Consider the following 21,456-nt stretch of genomic DNA (forward strand, 5'->3'; position numbering starts at 1 on the left):
AAAGGAGAATGCCGCCATGCGACTGCGTGCTATTGCCCCGATCCTGCTGGCCGTACCTGCCCTTGGCGGGTGCGTCGGCACGGTGGTCGATGTCGTCACCCTGCCGGTAAAGGCTGCGGGCAGCGCGGTCGATGCCGTCACCACCAGCCAAAGCGAAGCGGACGAGAATCGCGGCCGCGAATTGCGCAAGCGCGAGGAGCGTTTGGGCAAGCTGGAACGCGAATACGCCGACGAAATGGAAGACTGTAATCGCGGCAAGGAAAAAGCGTGCGAGGAAGCGCGCCGGATCTATGCCGAGATTCAGGAATTGCTGCCGACGATCCCCGCCGAACCGCCGCAAGGCTGAGGGTAGTAGCCTCTGGTCAGGCCGCGGCGCGGGAAAGCCGGTCGTTGATGGCAGCACCAATGCCCGATTGCGGCACGGGCGCGACCGCGATGCGCGGCTGCACGCTTTCGGCCCCGTGGTGGAGGCAGGCATAAAGACGCGCGGCAGCTTCATATAAATCACCACCGGCCGACAGGTTGATGTCCCCCGCGATCGCGCCGAAACCGATGTGATATTCGTCCGCATGCGCCGTTCGCGCATTCAAACGCACGGGTTTGCCGGGCGCATAATGGCTGGCAAGCTGCCCCGGTGCCTCGATCGTGCCGTCTTGCGCGGTGGCGGCAGGTTCACTGCCCAGCACAGCGACGAGATCCTCCAGTGCCACCGGACCGGGGCGCAGGATGCGCCAGCCGGCCGGATCCAGCGCGACGATGGTCGATTCGATCCCTTGCTGCGTCGCGCCGCCATCGATCACCAGCCCGATCCGCCCTTGCAGGGAAGTCGCCACATGCGCCGCCGTGCTGGGGCTGATCGCGCCGCTGCGATTGGCCGATGGCGCGGCGAGCGGGAACGGACAACGCTGCAACAACGCCTGCATCGCGGTATGCGCGGGACAGCGGATCGCGACGGTGGGCAATCCCGCCGTCACCGCATCGGCCAACGGCGCACCGGCGCGGCGCGGCAACACCATGGTCAGCGGCCCCGGCCAGAACCGATGGGCCAGAATTGCGGCACGGCTATCGATCTCTGCCAGCCCGCGCGCGGCATCGGTATCGGGGACATGGACGATCAGCGGGTTAAAACTGGGCCGTCCCTTTGCGGCATAGATCGCTGCCACCGCACCGTCGCTGTCTGCGCGGGCTGCCAGGCCGTAAACCGTCTCGGTCGGCACAGCGACCGGCTCGCCCGCCTCTAACGCGCTGACAGCGCGTGTCAGCGCCTCCTCGCCCATGGGCAGGATCAGGGGTGTCGTATTCTCGGCATTGGCAGCGCTCATGCGCCGTCGCTATAGGCTTGGCGTGCGAGCGACAAGATGATCCGTTCAGAAGCATTTTACAAACCCGAGGCTTTCCCAACCCATGTCCGATAGCGAAACCAATTCCCTGCTTGCCCGCATTGCCGCCGCGCTGGAACGCATCGCGCCCGCAGACGACAGGGCAAGCGATCCGGATGCCATGCCGTCCTATGGCTGGGACGGATCGGCGCTGCACGGGCATGACCGCATTGCCGCGCCCGCGCTGGAACTGATGCGCGGGATCGACCGGCAGCGCGACGTGATCGCCGATAACGTCCGCCGCCTTGCGCAGGGGGCCGAGGCGCATGACATGTTGCTGTGGGGCGCGCGGGGCATGGGGAAATCGGCACTGGTCCGCTCTTCCGTGGTCGCCGCCAGCGCGGCCGGCGATATCGCGCTGGTACAGGCAGCCAGCGATGCGTTGCACACGCTGCCCGCCTTGTTCGCATTGCTAAAGGGGCGGACGCGGCGCTTTCTGGTGTTCATCGACGATATCGGTTTTGACAATGAAGAAGACGCCCGCGCACTGCGATCCATGCTGGAAGGCGGCGTCACGCCCCGCCCTGCCAATGTGCGGATCGCGGTGACCAGCAACCGCCGCAATATCGTCGCCCGAACGCAGGACCAGCAGGACGACCCCGTCAATGCGCGCGACGATATGGACGATGCGCTGGCACTGGCCGACCGTTTCGGCCTGTCGGTCGGTTTCCATAAATGCGATCAGGACGAATATCTCGCCATTATCGCCGGTTATGCCGAACACTACGATCTGGACTGGAACATCGACGACACAGAGAACAGGAATGAGGCACTGAACTGGTCGCGCCGCCGCGGTTCGCGTTCGGGGCGCGTGGCGCGGCATTATATCGCCGAACTGGCGGGCCGCGCCGGACGGGTGCTCGATTAGTCCTGTGCCGGTTGTGCGGCAGGGGCTGCGGTGATGCGCCAGATGATCCCGGCCGTATCGTCGCTAAGCAGAAGACCGCCCGTCGTATCCCCTCTCGCCGCATCCCACGCCAGCCATGTCGGGCGGCCGCGCGTGGTTTTCAGGTCATCGCCCAGAAAGCCCGACAACACGGTCAGCGGCTTTCCGTCGACCGGATTGCCGCGATCGTCAAACGGTACGAAGATCACGTCGTAACCGGCTGGCGGCGAACGGTTCCATGACCCGTGCCGCGCGATAAAGGCACCGCTCTTATACGTCTCGCCCAAAGCACCGCCATTGGCGAATACCAGCCCCAGCGGCGCGACATGCGCGCCCAGCGCATATTCGGGCCAGCGCGTATATTCCTGCAGATATTGCGGCATCGGCGCTTCCACCCGCTCGTCATAGGTGAAACGCCAATAGATCCACGGCCAGCCATATTGCGCACCGATCGGAACATTGGTCAGGTAATCGGGCGGCACATCGGGGCCCAGCATGTCCCGTTCGTTCACCGTGGTCCAAAGCTCGCCGCTGTCGGGATTAAAGGCAAGCCCCATCGGATTGCGCAGCCCACCCGCGAATTTGCGATGGGTTTGGGTGCTGAAATCATATTCATGGATCGCGGCGCGGCCCTCTTCCAGTGCCATGCCATTTTCGCCGATATTGCTGGCCGAACCGACGGTCACGTAAAGCTGGTTGCCATCGGGCGACAGCAACAGGTTGCGGGCCCAGTGATTGCCGCCACCGGGCAGCGCCATCAATTGCCATTCCCCGCCCTTGGCAATCGTGGTGTCGCCGGGTGTGAAGGGAAAGGACAGCACTGCATCGGTATTGGCAACGATCAGCCGCCCTTCGCGCACGGCCATGCCGAACGGCGATTTCAGCCCGTCCAGCAGCACGTTCTGGCTGTCGGCCACGCCATCATTGTCGGTATCGCGCAGCAATATGATCCGGTCGGGCGACGGATCGCCCGCCCCTGCCCTGCCCATCAACCAACCCGCGGCGCGATCGGTGAAATTGCGGGGTTTCGACGGTTGGCGGTTGGTCTCCGCCACCAGCACGTCGCCGTTTTCCAGCACCAGTATCGATCGCGGATGCGACAGCCCCTGCGCAAAGCGGGTGACCCGCAGGCCGTCGGCCGCAACGGGCGCCTCGCCATCGGCCCAGCCCACTGGGTCCATTATGCCAAGCGAGGGGATCGTCTCCTCCTCGATCCCGGCGATCAGCGGATCGGTGCCGGTCAGCTCCTCATCACCGTATTTGGCCTTGTTGGGCTGCAGGAGATACCAGCCGATGGCGACGATCGCGACAATGATGATCGCGATAATGACAAGCGTTTTGCGAAGCGTTGCAGACATGGCGCGATCAATAGTCTGCCAGGGTGAAACCGGCAACGGCCCATTGCCCGCGATCGCCGCAACGCCCCAATCTCCATTGCCATGCCCGGCAGGAAGGGCGTAGAGCGCCGCCCATGTTCAGCTTTCAGCCCAGCGACCCCGCCGACAAGCCCCTCCGCTATCGCGAATTGTGCGAAGCTGCCGATGCGATCACCGCAGGCGAACCCGATGGCGTGGCGAATATGGCCAATGTCGCGGCGCTGATCTGGCATTTCGTGCCGGGTCTGAACTGGGGCGGATTTTACCGGTCGGTGGGTTCAGAGCTGGTATTGGGCCCGTTCGTGGGTCTGCCCGCCTGTATCCGTATCCCGTTCGGCAAGGGTGTGTGCGGCACGGCAGCGGAAACCGGCGAAAGCCAATTGGTGCCCGATGTCCACGCCTTCCCCGGCCATATCGCTTGCGACGCTGCCAGCCGGTCGGAACTGGTCGTCCCCGTCATGCGCGGCGGCAAGGCCATCGCCGTCATCGATTGCGACAGCCCCGAACCGGACTTCTTCGACGAGGAAGATCGCAAGGGATTAGAAGCCCTTACCGCGATTCTTTCAGAACGGATCTAGATTTCGCCGCCTGTCAGGCGCTGGCACACCAGATCAAGCTGATCCAGCGTCTTATAGCGGATCGTGACCGTGCCCGACGCCGGATCGGCATCGACCTGAATCGTTACCGGCAACCCCAGCGCGTCCTCCAGCTGGGTCTGCACGGCTGCGATATCGGCATTCTCCGGCCCGCGCGGTTCGCGCGCGACGCGGCGTGTCGGCTGCGCCGTTTCGCCCGCCGCCTGTTTGCGGACGAGCTTTTCGACATCGCGGACCGACAGCTTCTTGGCCACCGCCTTTTCGGCAATCGCCTCCGCCTCGGGGCAATTGATCAGCGCGCGGGCATGGCCCATCGACAGGGCGCCCTTTTCGACCATCACCAGCACCGGCTGGGGCAAGGCCAGCAGACGCATCAGATTGGTGACATGACTGCGCGACTTGTCGACGAGGCGGGCGATTTCGGCCTGCGCCATGCCATCACGGTCGGAGAGACGGCGATAGGCTCGCGCTTCCTCGACCGGATTAAGGTCTTCGCGCTGAATATTCTCAATCAGGGCCAGCGCGGTAACTTCGCGGTCATCCAGATCGCGAATAATGGCTGGAATTTCATGGAGTTGCGCCTTTTGTGCTGCCCTCCACCGGCGCTCACCCGCCACCAGCTGATAGCGCCCGCCACCCGCAGGACGCACGATCACCGGCTGAATCACACCGCGCGACGCAATCGACGCGGCAAGCTCTTCCAAGGCGCCCTCCTCGAAGTCGACACGGGGGTTTTCAGGGTGCGGCTCGATCGAAGCGATTGCCAGCGCGGCGAGTCCGCTGGTCGGGCCATCGCTTGGGGGCGCAACATGCTTAGTACTTTCCTGCGGGCGCGAAACCGGCTCTTCGCGCTGGGCGTCGCCTAGCAAGGCTCCAAGCCCGCGGCCAAGCGCGGCGCGGCGCTTTGCAGCAGGTTTCGTATCTTCTTTCGCGGCGGTCTTGCTCATGCCGCTTTCCTCCGTTTCGGCAACCGGTCAATCAATTCACGAGCCAGATCCATATAGGCAAGCGAACCGGCGCAATTGTGATCATAGACAAGCGCCGGCACACCGTGGCTCGGCGCTTCGGACAGGCGGACATTGCGCGGAACGACGGTATCGAAGACCAAATCGCCCAATACCTCGCGCACGTCTTCCGCCACCTGATCGGTCAGGCGGTTTCGCCTGTCGAACATGGTCAAGGTGATGCCGACAATGCCCAGCCCTTCGTTAAAGCGCTGCTGCACTTGCTCGACCGTCTGGAGCAACTGGCTAAGCCCTTCGAGCGCGAAAAATTCGCATTGCAACGGGACCAGCAGCTTGTCCGATGCCACCATCCCATTCAACGTCAAGAGACCAAGCGATGGCGGGCAGTCGATAAAGGCGATGTCGTAATCAGAGGTTCCATCCAGTGCGCGGCGCAGGCGCTGCGTCCGGTCCTGTGCATTCACCAGTTCAACCTCTGCACCCGACAGGTCGACCGTCGCAGGAACGATGTCGAGCAACGGTATCGAGGTAGCACGACTGCACTCCTTCAGATCGAGGCCATCGAGAAGCAGCTCGAAACTCGAGTTTTCACGCTCATTGCGAGGGATTCCAAGGCCGGTCGACGCATTGCCTTGGGGATCGAGATCGATCAGCAAGGTCCGCCAACCCGACGCCGCAAAAGCCGTCGCAAGATTGATCGCCGTCGTCGTTTTCCCCACGCCACCCTTCTGGTTGGCGATCGCAATCACAATCATCGGCGCACCCCGTTTCTAGCCCGTGCCGGGAGTCTGGCTGGATCGATCCGTCCGATGACGATTCCCGATTCGTCATCCGTTATGGAAGGTTCCACGTGGAACGTGTCTTGCCAACCCGGTATCGCCTTCAACTCATCGTTTGCACTGCGTCCCTTGGGCAAAATCCACAGGGTTTTCCCCGTCGCAAATCTTTGGGCCATGTTGAACAGTTTGGGCATGGGCGCGAAGGCGCGGGCCGTAATGACATCGAATGTGCGATCAGGAACTGCCGATACCGGCGCCGTCATAACCTGCACATTGGTCAAATCCAGCGCCGCAGCCGCGCGTTCAAGCCATTCGGTACGCAGCGGTCGCCGCTCGACCAAGGTGAAGTTGCTGTCCGCTGCAATGATAGCATTCACTATGCCAGGTAGGCCGGCGCCGGAGCCAAGGTCGATCCAATCCAGCGATGTTTCACGTGGAACATGCGATAGGAGCTGCGCGCTATCCTGAACATGGCGGGACCAAACAGCGGGAATAGTGGCCTTGGCGATTAGATTCTGCCGCTTCGCTTCATCCAAAAGCAACGCTACAAACCGGTCCAGTAGCTCGATGCGTGCCTCATCGACTACCAGTTCGTTACGAAGCCAATCGACGGCGGTTTGTCTATCTGCGGGGTCAATAGTCATGCCGCACGATCACGCAGCTGTTTACGCAAATTGACTACAAGCGTGGCCAATGCCGACGGGGTGACGCCTGCTACTCGCCCCGCAGCCGCAACCGATTCCGGCCGGGCATTGGTCAGCCGTTCGACCATTTCATTCGATAGGCCGGGTATCGCCGCATAGTCGAACCATGCTGGAATTAGATTTGCCTCGGCCGCTCGAAGATCACGCAGTTCTGCATCCTGCCGGTCGAGATAGGGCGCGTAGAGGAGATCTTCTTCGATCTCGCCAAGCAAGTCCCTATCCGATGAAATGCCGTCTTCCATGGCCCAATCGCCAATTCGACTTCGAACATCCTCGAACCGACTCCACTCGTGGAGCGCGATTTTTCCGAGATCGCTCCGCACCGATGTTCCACGTGAAACAATTTCAGCCGGACTTAGGGGGCGTTCAAGCCATTCCTGTACCCGATCACCATCTTTTCTCCGACGCTCAAACCAATTCCGACGGTCAGCACCGACGCAGCCAATCTCTATGGCGATCGGTGTCAGCCGGGTCGACGCATTATTCGCACGCAGGCGAAGGCGGTATTCTGCGCGGGCAGTCAACATTCGATAAGGCTCTGACACACCCTGAAGAGTCAGATCATCGACCATGACCGCCATATAGCTGTTTGCTCGATCGAGTATTGGACCGTCGCGCCCCGCCACCTTTGCTGCTGCATAAAGCCCCGCCAATAGCCCTTGGGCGGCAGCTTCCTCATAGCCGGTGGTCCCGTTGATCTGGCCCGCGCAATAGAGACCGGGAATATCCTTGACCTCTAGTTCACGGGTCAGGGCACGGGGATCAATATGATCATATTCGACGGCATAGCCTGGCTCGACAACGCGCACGTGCTCTAGCCCCTCGATCGAGGTGAGCATTGCATGCTGCACATCAACCGGCAGCGAGGTGCTGATGCCGTTGGGGTAAATCAAATGCGTATCGAGCCCTTCCGGCTCCAGAAATATCTGATGACCATCCCGGTCCGGAAACCGGTGTATCTTGTCTTCGATAGAGGGGCAGTAACGTGGCCCACGAGAATCGATCGCACCCGAAAACAGAGGCGATCGATCCAATCCCGAGCGGATGGCATCGTGCGACCTCTCATTGGTGCGCGTGATCGCACAGAACAATTGAGGGTTGATCCGCGCTTTCGTGAGCGGCGACATAACCCATTGATCGGCGTCTGACGGCTGGCGTTCCAACCGCTGCCAGTCGATGGTCCGGCCATCCAGACGTGGCGGTGTACCGGTCTTAAGGCGCGCCATGGGAAGCGCTGCTTCACGCAGCTGCTCCGCAAGCCGTTGCGCCCCATTCTCTCCGATGCGTCCACCCTCAAACCGCTCCTCTCCGCGGTACAAGCGTCCGCCGAGAAACGTACCGGTACAAAGGATTACAGCCTTGGAACTGACGACGGTCCCATCGGCGAGTGCAACGCCCGAGACCGTACCGCCACTCATCAGCAGTGCAGAAACCTCACCCTCAACCTCCGTGCAGCCGGGCGTGGCAGAAATCATCGACTGGATCGCCTGCCGGAACAGGTTTCGATCGGCCTGCACACGCGGACCTTGAACAGCGCTACCTTTTGACCGGTTCAGCATACGATAGTGAATAGCCGCATGATCTGCCGCACGGGCAATCAAACCATCGAACGCATCGACCTCGCGGACGAGGTGCCCTTTTCCCAATCCGCCAATGGCCGGATTGCAGGACATGGCGCCAGTTTTGCGCCGATCGAATGTGATCAAAGCTGTCGACGCACCCATGCGCGCAGCCGCAGCGGCGGCCTCGCAACCGGCATGTCCGGCCCCGACAACAATCACATCGAAATTATGCATGAGCCCGCCTTACTACCGTCGCGCAACAGCGTCAAAGCAGAACCGACGCCGGAAATGTTCCACGTGGAACATTTTCACTTACCGATGCAAAATCGCCCGAACAAAGCATCGAGCATATCTTCAGTCCCAGTGTTGCCCAGCAACCGATCAAATGCGAGCCGCGCCCGACGCAATCCTTCGGCGATCAAAAGTGGATCGGTAACGTCGCCAGCGTCGCGTAGCGCTGCAGTCGCCTCGGCGATCAGCGAAGCCTGGCGAACGTTCACCGCCAGCTGGCCCGGTTTCGGCATCACTTCACGCGCGATTTCGATCAACGCGGCGCGCAACCTCTCAATCCCCTCGCCCGTCACAGCAGATACATGGAACATTGCGCCTGACTCTACTGCTTCGACGAGATCGGTCTTGGTCTGCACTTCCCAGCAACCGGCAGGCCCTTCGCCATCCGGCCCCAGCCACAGCACCAGATCGGCACGCGCCAGCTCCTGCCCTGCCCGCTCGATTCCGATGGCCTCGACCACATCGCCGGTCTCATCGCGTATACCGGCCGTATCGACGAACAGAAACGGCACACCGCCCAAAGCGACAGGCCGATGCAACGCATCACGCGTTGTACCGGCGATGGGAGTGGCTATTGCTGCCTCTTCCTCTATTAAAGCATTGAAAAGGCTGCTTTTACCCGCGTTGGGGGGGCCGCCGATGGCCACGCGAAAACCCTCTCGCAAGATCTCCGCGCGCGGTGCATCCAGCCAGTGGCTCAATTTCTCGGCCAAGTCGCTGCAATCGTTCGAAAAACCGGGATCGATACCCTCTGCATCCCCCTCGTCCGCAAAATCAATCGACGTTTCCACACGCGCAGAGATCGCCAGCACCTCGTCACGCCATTCATGCACCTTGCGCGAGAGTACACCTCCGCTCAGCGCCTGTGCATTGCGCAATTGCAGTTCGGTTTCAGCGCTCAACAGATCGGCCAGACCTTCCGCCTCTGCCAGATCGATACGCCCGTTGCGAAAGGCGCGCATGGTGAACTCGCCGGCCTCTGCCCGTCGCATACCTTCCAGACGGCCCAGAACCTGCTGCACGCGCGTAACAAGAGCACGGCCGCCATGCAGGTGCAGTTCCGCGCAATCCTCACCCGTCGCCGTGGCCGGGCCGGGCAACGCCAGCACCAGAGTCTCATCCAGCAGACTGCCATCAAGGGGATCGCGAAGCCGCATCACGCTGGCCCTGCGCGGCGGCGGTACGCGCCCGCCCAGACTATCCAGAACCGCCAACGCGCGCGGCCCGCTGATGCGGATTACCGCAATCCCCGCAGGCGGATTACCGCTCGACAGGGCGAAGATCGTATCGCTGTCAGCCATGGGTCAGCCCCCTGCCCTCACAAGGGGCGAAGGTCCAGCATCAATTCAATTGCTGGTCTTGCCACCCTTTCCGAACGCAGCCAGCGCGCCGGTTTCCATCATCTGCTGGAACATCTTCATGCCGAACTCGCCCATCGGGGTGAATTGCTTGATCATGTCCTGCAGCTGTTCAAGATTGCCGGTGCCCTTCATCGTATTGATCAGCGTATCGACATAGAATTCGTTCGCCTTGGACACATCGGGCAGGCCGAGAAAGCGCCGCGCCTCTTCCGGCGAGCAATCGAATTCGACATTCACTTTCATCGGCTTTCCCCGTGGAGCAATTTCCGTTCTCTTACGCTGTCACAGACGGGTGGCAAAGTCCAATCGCGCTTCCTATGCATTGGTTGCAACCGCGCGCGCAAAAGGAGAGACGGCCATGGAATTCGCAGAAACGATCGCCACGCTGGAAGGGGACGCCAGCTTCGGCGCCTATGTCGCCCGTCCCGCCGGTTCGCCAAAGGCAGCCATCATCGTGATTCAGGAGATTTTCGGCGTAAACGCAGGCATCCGCGACAAATGCGACCGGCTGGCCAGCGACGGTTATCTGGCGGTCGCGCCCGATCTGTTCTTCCGTTTCGAGCCGGGCATCGAGCTTGACCCCGATGTCGAAGCGCAAATGCAGGAAGCTTTCGGCTATTTCGGCAAGTTCGATTTCGTTCAGGCGGTCAAGGATCTGGAAGCGACGATCCATTGGGTCCGCCGCGAGCAGGGTGTCGCCAAGGTCGGCTGCGTCGGGTACTGCGCAGGTGGGCGGCTTGCCTATCTGATGGCGACGCGCACCGATATCGACGCCTCGGTCGGCTATTATGGCGTGATGATCGACCAGATGCTGAACGAAAGCCACGCCATCGCCAATCCGCTGATGCTGCATATCCCGACAGCCGATGGCTTCGTCGGCCCCGATGCGCAAAAGGCCATGCACGAAGGGCTGGACCCGCACCCCAAGGTGACGCTGCACGATTACGAAGGGCTGGACCACGGATTCGCCACCCAGTTCGGTAAAAGGCGGAACGAGGAAGGCGCACAATTGGCAGACAAGCGCACCACCGAGTTCTTTGCCGCGCATCTGGATTAAGGCTTCCCTATGCAAAATCAGGCGCATTGGCGCAGTTCCGCCGATTTGCTGACCCGCTATGGCCTGCCACTGGCCTTGCTGTTGTTAAGCGGGTTGGCGCTGGCATGGGCGCCAATGCGCTGGCTGGCTTGGGTCACATTACCCCTGCTGGCGCTGGCCGTGTGGGACTTCTTTCAGAAAAAGCACACATTGCGCCGCAATTATCCGCTGGTCGCGCGGTTCCGCTGGCTGATGGAGGATTTCCGGCCCTATTTCCGGTCCTATCTGATCGAATCCAATCTGGAAGGCCGCCCGTTCAGCCACGACCAGCGCCGCATCATCTATGCCCGTGCCAAGGGCCAGCTGGATTCGCATCCCTTCGGCACCGAACTTGATGTATATTCCGAGGAATATGAATGGCTTAGCCACTCCATCGCGCCCAATGCGGCCGCGCCGGAGGAATGGCGCTGTCAGGTCGGATCGGACCAGTGCAGCAAGCCCTACTCGGCGGCGCTGCTCAATATCTCGGCGATGAGCTTCGGCTCCCTGTCCGCGAATGCCATCATGGCGCTCAACAAGGGCGCGGCCGAAGGCGGTTTCTATCACGACACCGGAGAGGGCGGCATTTCGCGTTACCACAGCGCGCATGGCGGCGATCTGGTGTGGGAACTAGGCAGCGGCTATTTCGGGTGCCGGAACAAGGACGGCAGTTTCGATCCCGCCCGCTTTGCCGACAGCGCCCAAGCCGACTCCGTCAAGATGGTCGAGGTCAAGCTGAGCCAGGGCGCGAAACCCGGTCATGGCGGCATGTTGCCCGGTAGCAAAGTAACTGAAGAAATTGCCGAGGCGCGCGGCGTGGGCGTGGGCGAGGATTGCATCTCTCCGGCTGCCCATCCGGCATTTTCCACTCCGATCGAAATGATCGAATGGTGCGCGAAATTGCGCGATCTGTCGGGCGGCAAGCCAGTGGGCGTAAAGCTGTGCGTGGGACAACCGCACGAGTTGATGGCGATGGCCAAGGCCATGCTACAAACCGGCATCACGCTGGATTATATTGTCGTCGACGGAGCCGAAGGCGGCACGGGTGCGGCGCCGGTCGAATTATCGAACCGCGTCGGCATGCCGCTGCGCGAGGGCACGATCATGCTGCGCAACATGCTGGTCGGCACGGGGCTGAAACCTCAAGTGAAGATCGCCGCGGCCGGCAAGGTGCATTCGGGTGCCGGTCTTGCGATGAATTTCGGTCTGGGTGCGGACTGGTGCAATGCGGCGCGCGCCTTCATGTTCGCGCTGGGCTGCGTGCAATCGATGAAATGCCACACCGACGAATGCCCCACCGGCGTCGCCACGCAGGACGCGACACGCCAGCGCGGGCTAGTGGTGGACGACAAAGCGACACGCGTCGCCCGCTTTCAGCGCCAGACCCTGCACGGCCTACGTGAAATCGTGGTCGCCATGGGCCTCGACAATCCGTGGCAGATCCAGCCGCACCATATCCGCGAGCGGATGAATCCGGTGCGGTCGGATTCGATGGACCGCTTCTACACTTTCCTCGAACCCGGCGTGCTGCTGGATGATGCCGACAGCACCCCCTATGCCCGCCACTGGAATGCGGCGAGCGCAGAGACATTCCGGATGGTGGGCTAACCCGCCGCCGGATTACTGGTTCATCGTAGCGAAGAAGTCTTCGTTGGTCTTCGAATCCTTCATCTTGTCGAGAAGGAATTCCATCGAATCGATCGTGCCCATCTGCATCAGGATGCGGCGCAGGACCCACATCTTCGACAGCTGCTCCTTGCCGACCAGCAGCTCTTCCTTGCGAGTGCCGGACTTGCCGACATCCAGCGCGGGGAAGATGCGCTTGTCCGCGACCTTGCGATCGAGCACGATTTCCGAGTTGCCGGTGCCCTTGAACTCTTCGAAGATCACTTCGTCCATGCGGCTGCCGGTATCGATCAGCGCGGTCGCGATGATGGAGAGCGAGCCGCCCTCCTCGATGTTGCGGGCCGCACCGAAGAAGCGCTTGGGGCGCTGCAGCGCGTTCGCATCGACACCGCCGGTCAGCACCTTGCCCGACGACGGGACGACAGTGTTATAGGCACGGCCCAGACGCGTGATCGAATCGAGCAGGATCACCACATCCTTCTTGTGCTCGACCAGGCGCTTCGCCTTTTCGATCACCATTTCGGCAACCTGCACGTGGCGCTGCGCGGGTTCGTCGAAGGTAGAGGAAATCACCTCGCCCTTCACCGAGCGCTGCATGTCGGTCACTTCCTCGGGCCGTTCGTCGACCAGCAGAACCAGCAGGAACACTTCGGGGTGGTTGTCGGTGATCGCCTTGGCGATGTTCTGCAGCAGCACGGTCTTACCCGTGCGCGGCGGCGCCACGATCAGCGCGCGCTGCCCCTTGCCCTGCGGCGAGATAATATCGATCACGCGGGCCGACTTGTCCTTCACCGTCGGATCCTTGGTGTCGAGGATCAGCTTCTCGTCCGGATAGAGCGGGGTGAGGTTGTCGAAATTGACGCGGTGACGGACGACATCGGGATCGTCGAAGTTCACCTTGAGCAGCTTGGTCAGCGCGAAATAGCGTTCGCCGTCGCGCGGGGCGCGAATCTCGCCCTCCACCGTGTCACCGGTGCGCAGGCCGAATTTGCGGACCTGATTGGGCGAGACATAGATATCGTCTGGGCCGGCCAGATAATTGGCTTCGGGGCTGCGCAGAAAGCCGAAGCCGTCGGGCAGAACCTCGATCGTGCCGATGCCAAGAATTTCCTCGTCCTCGGCAACTTCTTTCAGGATGCCGAACATCAGGTCCTGGCGCCGCATCGTCGACGCGCCCTCGACGCCCAGCTCTTCGGCCATTTCGACCAGCTCGGCGGGGGTCTTTTGTTTGAGTTCTTTCAGATGCATTTTCTTGTTCCGATTAGGGAGGTCCGCTTGGCGTCCTTGAACCGGAAATTCGCACGCAGATTCGGCGAAGGCAGGACGTTATTCGGTTTTAAAGGCTGGGGCAGAAGCACTGCATGGATGCGCAGTTCCTGCCGAAAGACGAGGGCAAGATAAGGGTCGCGCGGCGCAAGGTCAATCGCCGTTCGGCGCTTACCCTGTCACCTTTTGTCGCAAACCGGTGCCGCACGGGGCACAATCAGAACGGTTTGACGACCACCAAAGCGACAATCAGCGCCAAAAGCACTGCGGGCGCTTCGCCCCACATGCGCAATTGTTTTTCGCTCATCGGCCTTTCGCCGCGCGCCATCCTGCGTGCCTTGCCCATCATGATCCCGTGATAGGCGGACATCAGAACGACCAGCAGCAATTTGGCGTGGAACCACCCCTCGCTCCATGCGCCCAGCACATAGGCGAGAGCCAGCCCGAGCACCCAGACAACCACGATGCTGGGGTTTAGAATGATCTTGCCGAGCAGGCCGATCCGTTTGGCCCACAAAGCCTCTTCATCCGAACCCGGCGCGGCGGAATGCATATAGATCATCTGGCGCGGCAGCATGAAAAGCCCCGCCATCCAGAACACGACAAAGATGATATGGCCGGTCTTCAGCCAGAGGTAGATCATCGAAAGCGCCTCTTGCATAACCGGCTAGATAGCGGCGCCGGTCCGCGGGTTAAAGGGGGTGCCCGCCGGAAATTCCGGATGGCCGGCCCCGGTCACGGCCGTTCCCAGTCGCGCACCACTTTCAGCAGCGTTTCGACATGCTCGATCGGCGTGAACTGACCGATGCCATGGCCCAGATTGAACACATGCGGCCGGTGCGCACAGGCGTCGAGAATGAAACGCGCACGCCGCTCCAGCTCTTCGCCGCCTGCCAGCAGGCGCAGCGGATCGAGATTGCCTTGCAGCGGCATGCCATCGGGCAATTCACGTGCTGCCCACGCGATATCCACCGTCTCGTCCACACCGACCGCATCGACCAGCGTTTCGCGCGCATAGGCGACCAGCTTCTCGCCCGCGCCCTTGGGAAAGCCGATGATCGGCACACCGGGGCAACGCTGGCGCACGGCGCTGACGATGCGGGCGGTGGGCGCAATTACCCAGCGGCCGAATTCGTCGGGCGCAAGGCTGCCTGCCCAGCTGTCGAAAATCTGCACGGCCTCGGCACCTGCCTCGATCTGGCCGATCAGATAGGTCGTCGTCACCTCGACGATCCCGTCGATGATCGCCTGAAACGCAGCCGGATCGCGATAGGCCAGTTCGCGCGTCGCATGCTGGTCGCGGCTCCCCTCGCCGTTCACCATATAGGTGGCGACGGTCCAGGGCGCCCCCGCAAAGCCCAGCATCGTCTGCTCAGGGCCGAGCTGGGCCTTTACCAGCCCCACGGTCCGGTAAATGGGATCGAGGCGCTGTGGCACGGCTTCCAGCGCCTTTAACGCGCTATCGGCAAGGCGGGGGGACAGCTTGGGTCCCTCACCCGCCAGGAATTCCAGGTCCTGCCCCATCGCATAGGGCACGATCAGAATGTCGGAGAACAGGATTGCCCCGTCGAACCCGAAGCGGCGCAAGGGCTGCATCGTGATCTCGGCCGCGGCCTCGCTGTCATAGACCAGGGCGAGAAAACCGCCCTTTTCCGCCCGCAAGGCGCGATATTCGGGCAGATAGCGTCCCGCCTGCCGCATCAGCCACAGGGGCCGCCGGTCGAGATTCCTGCCTTTCAGCGTTTCGAGAAGAGGGCCTGCCATGATTCTCCAAAATAAAGATTCTTATTGAAAGGATTTAGGACTCTGTTGGCCCTGTGGATTGCGGGGATTGCCGCGATTGCCCGAATTATCACCGCAAGGCCACTGCAAATCGCGTTTCCCGAATCCGCACGGCTCTTGAGTCAAACGCTAGTTCTTCGCCTTATGAACAGGCTGTGGGCGAAACCGCCGCCTGTCCACAAGCCGACCAATGCATGGACTCGCAACGGGGATGGAATCCGTGCTTTCGCTTGTCCCCGCCTTCGTCCCGTGATTTATCGACGCAATCGTCCACAAGCCGTTTTGAGCCCCGCCAACAGGAATCCGCCCAACTCCATGACCCGCCTTCACCTGCATCTGTTGTCGGATTCCACCGGCGAGACGCTGGAAATGATTGCCAAGGCCGCGCTGGCGCAATTCGAAGGGGCCGATGTCGACCGGCATTTCTGGCCGATGGTGCGCTCGCAGCAGCATCTGGACCGGATCATGGGCGAAATCACGCGCAATCCCGGGCTGGTGCTGTTCACTCTGGCCAATCAGGATATCCGCGAACGGCTGGAAGCGAAATGCCGCGAGGCCGGTCTGGCCACCGTTTCCGCATTGGACGAAGTGACGCGCAGCCTGTCTAGCCTGCTGGGGCAGGAGGCGCATGCAAGGCCCGGCCGCCAGCACCGCATGGACGAAGCCTATTTCGCGCGGGTCGAGGCGATCCAGTTCACCATCGCCCATGACGACGGCTTGATGTGGGAGGAATGGGAAGAGGCCGATATCGTGCTGGCAGGCGTATCGCGCACGTCGAAGACGCCAACCTCGATCTATCTGGCCAATCGCGGATTCCGCACTGCCAATATCCCCATCGTGGTCGAATCGCCGCCGCCCAAGGTGCTGTTCGGCCTGCGCCGTCCGCTGGTCGTGGGGCTGACGACATCGCCCGACCGGCTGATCCAGATCCGCCGCAACCGCCTGTTGTCGCTGAACCAGACACCCGAAACCGATTATGTGGATCAGGATCGTGTCGAAAAGGAACTGAAATATGCGCGCCGCATGTTCGCCGATAACGGTTGGCCGGTGATCGACGTTACTCGCCGCTCGATCGAGGAAACCGCTGCGGCCGTTATCAATCTGGTCAACGAACGGCAGAGCGGCATGTCAAAGGGCAATCCCGGTCCCAAGCCGGTATGAACGGGTACGCATGATTATTCTCGCATCGAAAAGCGCGTCGCGGCAAGCAATGCTGCAACAGGCAGGCGTTCCATTTGAATCGCGTCCCGCCGATCTGGACGAGCGTGCGCTGGAGGCGCAGATGGCAGGCGCTGTCGCGCAGGATATCGCACTGGCACTGGCCGAAGCCAAGGCACTGGCCGTGCCGCAAACCGGCGGATTGGTATTGGGCAGCGACTCGCTGGTCGAGGTGGAGGGCCGCCGTTTCGACAAGCCCGCCAGCCGCGGCGATGCCGCCGAACATCTGCGCTTCTTCTCAGGCCGGTGCATGAACCTGCACAGCGCCGCCGCGCTTGTCCGCGACGGCGATATCGTGTGGAGCCATAAGGCGCTTGCCCGCCTGCATGTCCGTGTCCTGAGCGATGATTTTATCGAGGCCTATCTGGACAAGGAATGGCCCGAAGTGGGCTGGTGCGTCGGCGTTTTCCGGATAGAGGCACTGGGCGTGCAATTATTCGATGCAATCGAAGGGGATTATTTCACCGTGCTGGGAATGCCATTGCTGCCGGTACTGGGCGCATTGCGCGAGTTCGGGGCGATGCCGCGATGAGCACGGATCTTCCCTATGCCGAAGTCATCGGCGATCCGATCGCGCAATCGAAATCGCCGGTGATTCACAAATTCTGGCTGGACAGGCTGGGGTTGGAAGGCGATTACCGGCGCTGTCAGGTCACGCCCGATGCACTGGCCGGATATATTGCCGACCGCCGTGCTGATCAGGCATGGCGCGGTTGTAATGTGACCATGCCGCACAAGCAGGCGATCATGTCGCTGATCGATGCCATCGACCCCGCCGCCGCCGCTATCGGCGCAGTCAATACGGTGGTGCGCCAGCCGGACGGATCGCTGACCGGTTTCAACACCGACGCGCCCGGCTTTCTGGAACCGCTGCTCGACGATCTGGCCCAGCCGCATCTGTTTCGCATGGCGCGGATCATCGGAAACGGCGGCGCGGCGCGCGCCTTGGTCAAGGCATTGTCCGACCATGGCTTTGTCATCGTGATATTCGGCCGCAATCCCGCCAAGGGCCGCGCCTTGCTGGACGAGCTGGACCCCGAGGGAGAGCATCACACCGCCCCGCTTTCGTCGCTGGCCGAACCGACCGGTTTCGCATTCGACGACCGCGTCGGTTGCCTTGACGTGGTCGTCAACGCCAGCCCGCTGGGCATGGCGGGTAACCCTCCGCTGGAATTGCACCCCAGCCATATTCCGCCGCGTTCGATCTGCTATGAAATCGTTACCAGCCCGCTGGAAACGGAGTTTCTGAAAACCGCTGCCACAGGGGGCTTTCGCACAATCGACGGTCTGTCGATGCTGATCGGACAGGCCGCTTATGCGTTTGAGAAATTTTTCGGCCAGCCCGCTCCGCGCGGCGAAGACGCCGTTTTGCGCGATATATTGACGGCATGAGCGTTAACGGAACGAGCGGGCACCGCCCTTTCATTCTGGGCCTGACCGGATCGATCGGCATGGGTAAATCCACCGTGGCAGCCATGTTCCGCGATGCCGGTGTGCCGGTTTTCGATGCCGATGCCGAAGTACACAGGTTGCAAGGGCCCGACGGGCTGCTGATTCCCGCCATTGAAGAGGCGTTTCCTGGCACCACCGGCCCCGAAGGCGTGCGGCGGGCTGATCTTGGCGCGATTGTCTTTGCCGATCCGCAAGCACTACGGCGATTGGAAGCCATCGTTCACCCCGCCGTCGCGGAAGAGCGTTTCGCGTTCATGGAAGAAAATCGCGATGCGCCGCTGATCGTGTTCGATATCCCGCTGCTTTACGAGAAAACGGGCACGCGCGGGCTGGACGGGGTGGCAGTCGTTTCCGCCCCCGCCAGCGTGCAGCGCACCCGCGTGCTGGCACGCCCCAACATGACCGAGGCGAAATTCGGCGAGATTCTGGCGCTGCAAGTGCCCGATGCCGAAAAGCGCGAGCGGGCCGACTATATCATCGAGAATGGCGGCCCGCTGGAGGAAACGCGCGCGCAGGTACAGTCGCTGATCGCCGCGCTTGCCGCATAGCAAAAGGGCGGCCCCAAAGGACCGCCCTTTCATTTCTGAAACCGGCCCTGAAAGTCAGCTTTTGCCGGCATCCTCGTCCGATTCTTTCGACCCTTCGGTCTTGCCGACCGGCTTTTTCGCAGCCAGCTTCTTCTTTCGGCGCTTGACGATCTTGGGCGGAGCAGGGGTCAGCTCGAAAGCAAGCTCGGGCTTGCCGTCCTCGTCCTCTCTGGTGCTGACATGCACCTCGCCCCCGCCGGCCAGCTTGCCGAACAGCAATTCCTCGGCCAGCGGCTGTTTCACCTTCTCCTGTATCACGCGGCCCATGGGGCGTGCGCCATAGAGGCGGTCATAGCCGCGATCGGCCAGCCAGCTGCGGGCATCGCCGTCGAACTGGATATGGACATTCTGGTCGGCCAGCTGCAGTTCCAGCTGAAGGATGAACTTGTCGACCACGCGGCTGACGATTTCCTTGCCCAGATAGGCAAACGGCACGATCGCATCGAGGCGGTTGCGGAATTCGGGGCTGAACATCTTCTTCACTGCCTCGTCGCCCGCGTCCGCCTTGGACACGTCGCCGAAACCGATGCCGCTGCGCGCCATATCTGCCGCGCCCGCATTGGTCGTCATGATGAGGACGACATTGCGGAAATCGACCGTCTTGCCGTGGTGATCGGTCAGGCGACCGTTATCCATCACCTGCAGCAGGATATTGAACAGGTCGGGGTGCGCCTTCTCGATCTCGTCCAGCAGCAGCACACAATGCGGTTGCTGGTCGATGGCATCGGTCAGCAGACCGCCCTGATCGAAACCGACATAGCCCGGAGGCGCCCCGATCAGGCGCGAGACCGAGTGCCGCTCCATATATTCCGACATGTCGAAACGCTGCAGCGGAATGCCCATGATGCTGGCCAGCTGGCGCGCCACCTCGGTCTTGCCGACGCCGGTGGGGCCACTGAACAGGAACGAACCGATCGGTTTGTCGGCATCGCGCAGACCCGCACGCGACAGTTTCATCGCGGTGGACAGCACCTCGATCGCCTTGTCCTGCCCGAACACCACCTGTTTCAGGTCGCGTTCCAGGTTTTCCAGCGCCTTTTTGTCGTCCTTGGACACCGACTTCGCCGGAATCCGCGCCATGGTAGAGATCACCTTCTCGATCTCGCGCGCGGTGATCGTCTTCTTGCGGCGGCTGGGCGGGACCAGCATCTGCATCGCGCCCACCTCGTCGATCACGTCGATCGCCTTGTCGGGCAGCTTGCGGTCGTTGATGTAACGGGCCGACAGTTCTACGGCGGTCTTGATCGCGTCGGGGGTGTATTTCACCTTGTGGTGATCCTCGAACGCAGAGCGAAGACCCTTCAGAATCTTGATCGTATCCTCGACCGTGGGTTCGTTCACATCGATCTTCTGGAACCGGCGCAGCAAGGCGCGGTCCTTTTCGAAATGGTTGCGGAACTCCTTATAGGTGGTCGACCCGACGCAGCGGATCGCCCCTGACGACAATGCGGGTTTCAGCAGGTTCGAGGCATCCATCGCTCCGCCGCTGGTCGCGCCCGCGCCGATAACGGTGTGAATCTCGTCGATAAACAGGATCGCCTCGGGCATTTTCTCAAGCTCGGAAACGACCTGCTTCAGCCGCTCCTCGAAATCGCCGCGATAACGGGTGCCCGCCAGCAGCGCGCCCATGTCGAGCGAGTAGATCACCGCTTCGGCCAGCACTTCGGGCACGTCGCCTTCGACGATCTTGCGTGCCAGACCTTCGGCAATGGCGGTCTTGCCTACGCCGGGATCGCCCACGTAAAGCGGGTTGTTCTTGGAACGGCGGCACAGGATCTGGATCGTGCGATCCACTTCGGGCCCGCGTCCGATCAGCGGATCGACCTTACCGGCCAGCGCCTTGGAATTGAGGTTCACCGTAAACTGGTCGAGCGCCGAATCCTTTTTGCCTTTCGATCCGCTCTCGGTCTTTTCCTCGGCCTTCGGGTCTTCGTCGCTGCCCTTGGGCTGGCGCTGTTCGACCTGCTTGCCGGTCTTGCCGATGCCGTGGCTGATGAACGATACCGCATCCAGACGGCTCATATCCTGTTGCTGCAGGAAATAGACGGCATAGGAATCGCGTTCGGAGAACAGCGCGACCAGCACGTTCGCGCCCGTCACCGTGTCCTTGCCCGATGACTGCACATGCAGGATCGCGCGCTGGATCACCCGCTGGAAACCGGCAGTGGGCGAGGGATCGGCCTTTTCCGTCGTTTTCAGCGACTGGTATTCCTGATCCAGATATTGCTTCACCACGCCGGTCAGCTCGGCAAGGTCGACGCCGCAGGCTTCCATCACCTGCGCGGCATCTTCATCCTCGATCAAGGCAAGGAGAAGATGTTCCAGAGTCGCATATTCATGGGCGCGCTCCGCCGCATTGGCGAGCGCGGTGTGCAGCGTTTTCTCAAGGCTCTGGGCGAAAGATGGCATTGGGCGCTATTTCCTATCCAAAGGGAACCGGAGTCGCGATCATGGGACTATGCCCATGAACGTAAGGCGAAAGCGTTAATTTACCTTCGCGGGTCTGTCGGCGGGAGGGCCAAGATCCTTCGCGCAATGGCGCGGCGGAGTT

At 61.7% G+C, this 21,456-nt stretch carries 21 protein-coding genes; 9 read left to right on the forward strand and 12 right to left on the reverse strand.

Annotated features, from left to right (window positions below):
• Positions 1-16: 16 nt before the first annotated feature.
• A complete protein-coding gene (locus LOZ77_RS13795) occupies positions 17-346 on the forward strand; it encodes a hypothetical protein (protein WP_230279573.1) in 330 nt (109 codons plus the stop codon).
• 16 nt (positions 347-362) lie between these two features.
• Here the strand turns inward: LOZ77_RS13795 and LOZ77_RS13800 are convergent, their stop codons facing one another.
• Entirely contained in the window at positions 363-1,322 is a 960-nt protein-coding gene (locus tag LOZ77_RS13800) for an L-threonylcarbamoyladenylate synthase (RefSeq protein WP_370638014.1), read from the reverse strand.
• A gap of 82 nt (positions 1,323-1,404) precedes the next feature.
• On the opposite strand from LOZ77_RS13800, the gene LOZ77_RS13805 reads away from it, so the two are divergent.
• A complete protein-coding gene (locus tag LOZ77_RS13805; RefSeq protein WP_230279574.1) occupies positions 1,405-2,247 on the forward strand; it encodes a DUF815 domain-containing protein in 843 nt (280 codons plus the stop codon).
• Here LOZ77_RS13805 and LOZ77_RS13810 read toward each other — a convergent pair.
• Positions 2,244-3,623, reverse strand: coding sequence for a sorbosone dehydrogenase family protein (locus LOZ77_RS13810; RefSeq protein WP_230279575.1), 1,380 nt, complete (start codon positions 3,621-3,623; stop codon positions 2,244-2,246). The two genes, LOZ77_RS13805 and LOZ77_RS13810, sit on opposite strands and share 4 nt — an antisense overlap.
• 113 nt (positions 3,624-3,736) lie before the next feature.
• Here LOZ77_RS13810 and LOZ77_RS13815 point away from each other — a divergent pair, with 113 nt between their 5' ends.
• Positions 3,737-4,219: a GAF domain-containing protein gene (locus LOZ77_RS13815; RefSeq protein ID WP_230279576.1), complete on the forward strand. Its 483-nt coding sequence runs from the start codon at positions 3,737-3,739 to the stop codon at positions 4,217-4,219.
• Here LOZ77_RS13815 and LOZ77_RS13820 read toward each other — a convergent pair.
• The 6 genes from LOZ77_RS13820 to LOZ77_RS13845 form a co-directional block, all read right to left on the reverse strand.
• A complete protein-coding gene (locus LOZ77_RS13820) occupies positions 4,216-5,184 on the reverse strand; it encodes a ParB/RepB/Spo0J family partition protein (protein WP_230279577.1) in 969 nt (322 codons plus the stop codon). The two genes, LOZ77_RS13815 and LOZ77_RS13820, sit on opposite strands and share 4 nt — an antisense overlap.
• Positions 5,181-5,957 (reverse strand): ParA family protein, encoded by a 777-nt coding sequence (locus LOZ77_RS13825; RefSeq protein ID WP_230279578.1) that lies wholly within the window; start codon positions 5,955-5,957, stop codon positions 5,181-5,183. Before LOZ77_RS13825 ends, LOZ77_RS13820 begins: the two co-directional genes overlap by 4 nt.
• Positions 5,954-6,625: a 16S rRNA (guanine(527)-N(7))-methyltransferase RsmG gene (gene rsmG / locus LOZ77_RS13830; protein WP_230279579.1), complete on the reverse strand. Its 672-nt coding sequence runs from the start codon at positions 6,623-6,625 to the stop codon at positions 5,954-5,956. The genes LOZ77_RS13825 and rsmG overlap by 4 nt, the downstream gene beginning before the upstream one ends.
• Positions 6,622-8,481 carry a tRNA uridine-5-carboxymethylaminomethyl(34) synthesis enzyme MnmG gene (gene mnmG, locus LOZ77_RS13835; protein ID WP_230279580.1) on the reverse strand — a complete coding sequence of 620 codons (1,860 nt, stop codon included), beginning with the start codon at positions 8,479-8,481 and terminating at the stop codon, positions 6,622-6,624. The genes rsmG and mnmG overlap by 4 nt, the downstream gene beginning before the upstream one ends.
• Positions 8,482-8,555: 74 nt before the next feature.
• Positions 8,556-9,839, reverse strand: a complete 1,284-nt coding sequence (gene mnmE, locus LOZ77_RS13840; protein WP_230279581.1) for a tRNA uridine-5-carboxymethylaminomethyl(34) synthesis GTPase MnmE — start codon at positions 9,837-9,839, stop codon at positions 8,556-8,558.
• A 45-nt stretch (positions 9,840-9,884) separates the two neighbouring features.
• Positions 9,885-10,142 (reverse strand): DUF6489 family protein, encoded by a 258-nt coding sequence (locus LOZ77_RS13845; RefSeq protein WP_230279582.1) that lies wholly within the window; start codon positions 10,140-10,142, stop codon positions 9,885-9,887.
• Positions 10,143-10,257: 115 nt separating this feature from the next.
• Here LOZ77_RS13845 and LOZ77_RS13850 point away from each other — a divergent pair, with 115 nt between their 5' ends.
• Together LOZ77_RS13850 and LOZ77_RS13855 are read left to right on the forward strand one after the other, a co-directional pair.
• Positions 10,258-10,956 (forward strand): dienelactone hydrolase family protein, encoded by a 699-nt coding sequence (locus tag LOZ77_RS13850; protein WP_230279583.1) that lies wholly within the window; start codon positions 10,258-10,260, stop codon positions 10,954-10,956.
• A 9-nt stretch (positions 10,957-10,965) separates the two neighbouring features.
• Positions 10,966-12,582, forward strand: coding sequence for an FMN-binding glutamate synthase family protein (locus LOZ77_RS13855; protein WP_230279584.1), 1,617 nt, complete (start codon positions 10,966-10,968; stop codon positions 12,580-12,582).
• 12 nt (positions 12,583-12,594) lie between these two features.
• On the opposite strand, the gene rho is transcribed toward LOZ77_RS13855, so the two are convergent.
• From rho to hemE, 3 genes are all read right to left on the reverse strand, one after another.
• Complete coding sequence (rho, locus tag LOZ77_RS13860) at positions 12,595-13,848, reverse strand: transcription termination factor Rho (RefSeq protein WP_230279585.1); 1,254 nt, start codon at positions 13,846-13,848, stop codon at positions 12,595-12,597.
• Between the two features lie 235 nt (positions 13,849-14,083).
• The gene (locus LOZ77_RS13865; RefSeq protein ID WP_230279586.1) at positions 14,084-14,527 is read right to left on the reverse strand and encodes a CopD family protein; all 444 of its coding nucleotides are present in this window, start codon (positions 14,525-14,527) and stop codon (positions 14,084-14,086) included.
• A gap of 74 nt (positions 14,528-14,601) precedes the next feature.
• Complete coding sequence (gene hemE, locus LOZ77_RS13870) at positions 14,602-15,630, reverse strand: uroporphyrinogen decarboxylase (protein ID WP_230279587.1); 1,029 nt, start codon at positions 15,628-15,630, stop codon at positions 14,602-14,604.
• Positions 15,631-15,963: 333 nt separating this feature from the next.
• On the opposite strand from hemE, the gene LOZ77_RS13875 reads away from it, so the two are divergent.
• From LOZ77_RS13875 to coaE, 4 genes are read left to right on the forward strand one after another with little or no spacing between them, the layout of a single operon-like run.
• Positions 15,964-16,809 (forward strand): pyruvate, water dikinase regulatory protein, encoded by an 846-nt coding sequence (locus LOZ77_RS13875; protein WP_230279588.1) that lies wholly within the window; start codon positions 15,964-15,966, stop codon positions 16,807-16,809.
• A 10-nt stretch (positions 16,810-16,819) separates the two neighbouring features.
• Entirely contained in the window at positions 16,820-17,398 is a 579-nt protein-coding gene (locus LOZ77_RS13880; RefSeq protein WP_230279589.1) for a nucleoside triphosphate pyrophosphatase, read from the forward strand.
• Positions 17,395-18,258 carry a shikimate dehydrogenase gene (locus tag LOZ77_RS13885; protein ID WP_230279590.1) on the forward strand — a complete coding sequence of 288 codons (864 nt, stop codon included), beginning with the start codon at positions 17,395-17,397 and terminating at the stop codon, positions 18,256-18,258. The genes LOZ77_RS13880 and LOZ77_RS13885 overlap by 4 nt, the downstream gene beginning before the upstream one ends.
• Entirely contained in the window at positions 18,255-18,866 is a 612-nt protein-coding gene (gene coaE / locus LOZ77_RS13890) for a dephospho-CoA kinase (RefSeq protein ID WP_230279591.1), read from the forward strand. The genes LOZ77_RS13885 and coaE overlap by 4 nt, the downstream gene beginning before the upstream one ends.
• Positions 18,867-18,920: 54 nt before the next feature.
• Here coaE and clpA read toward each other — a convergent pair whose 3' ends face one another.
• Entirely contained in the window at positions 18,921-21,314 is a 2,394-nt protein-coding gene (gene clpA, locus LOZ77_RS13895) for an ATP-dependent Clp protease ATP-binding subunit ClpA (RefSeq protein ID WP_230279592.1), read from the reverse strand.
• Positions 21,315-21,456 lie beyond the last annotated feature (142 nt).

Origin of the sequence: Croceicoccus sp. Ery15, assembly GCF_020985305.1 — a bacterium.
GTDB lineage: Bacteria > Pseudomonadota > Alphaproteobacteria > Sphingomonadales > Sphingomonadaceae > Croceicoccus.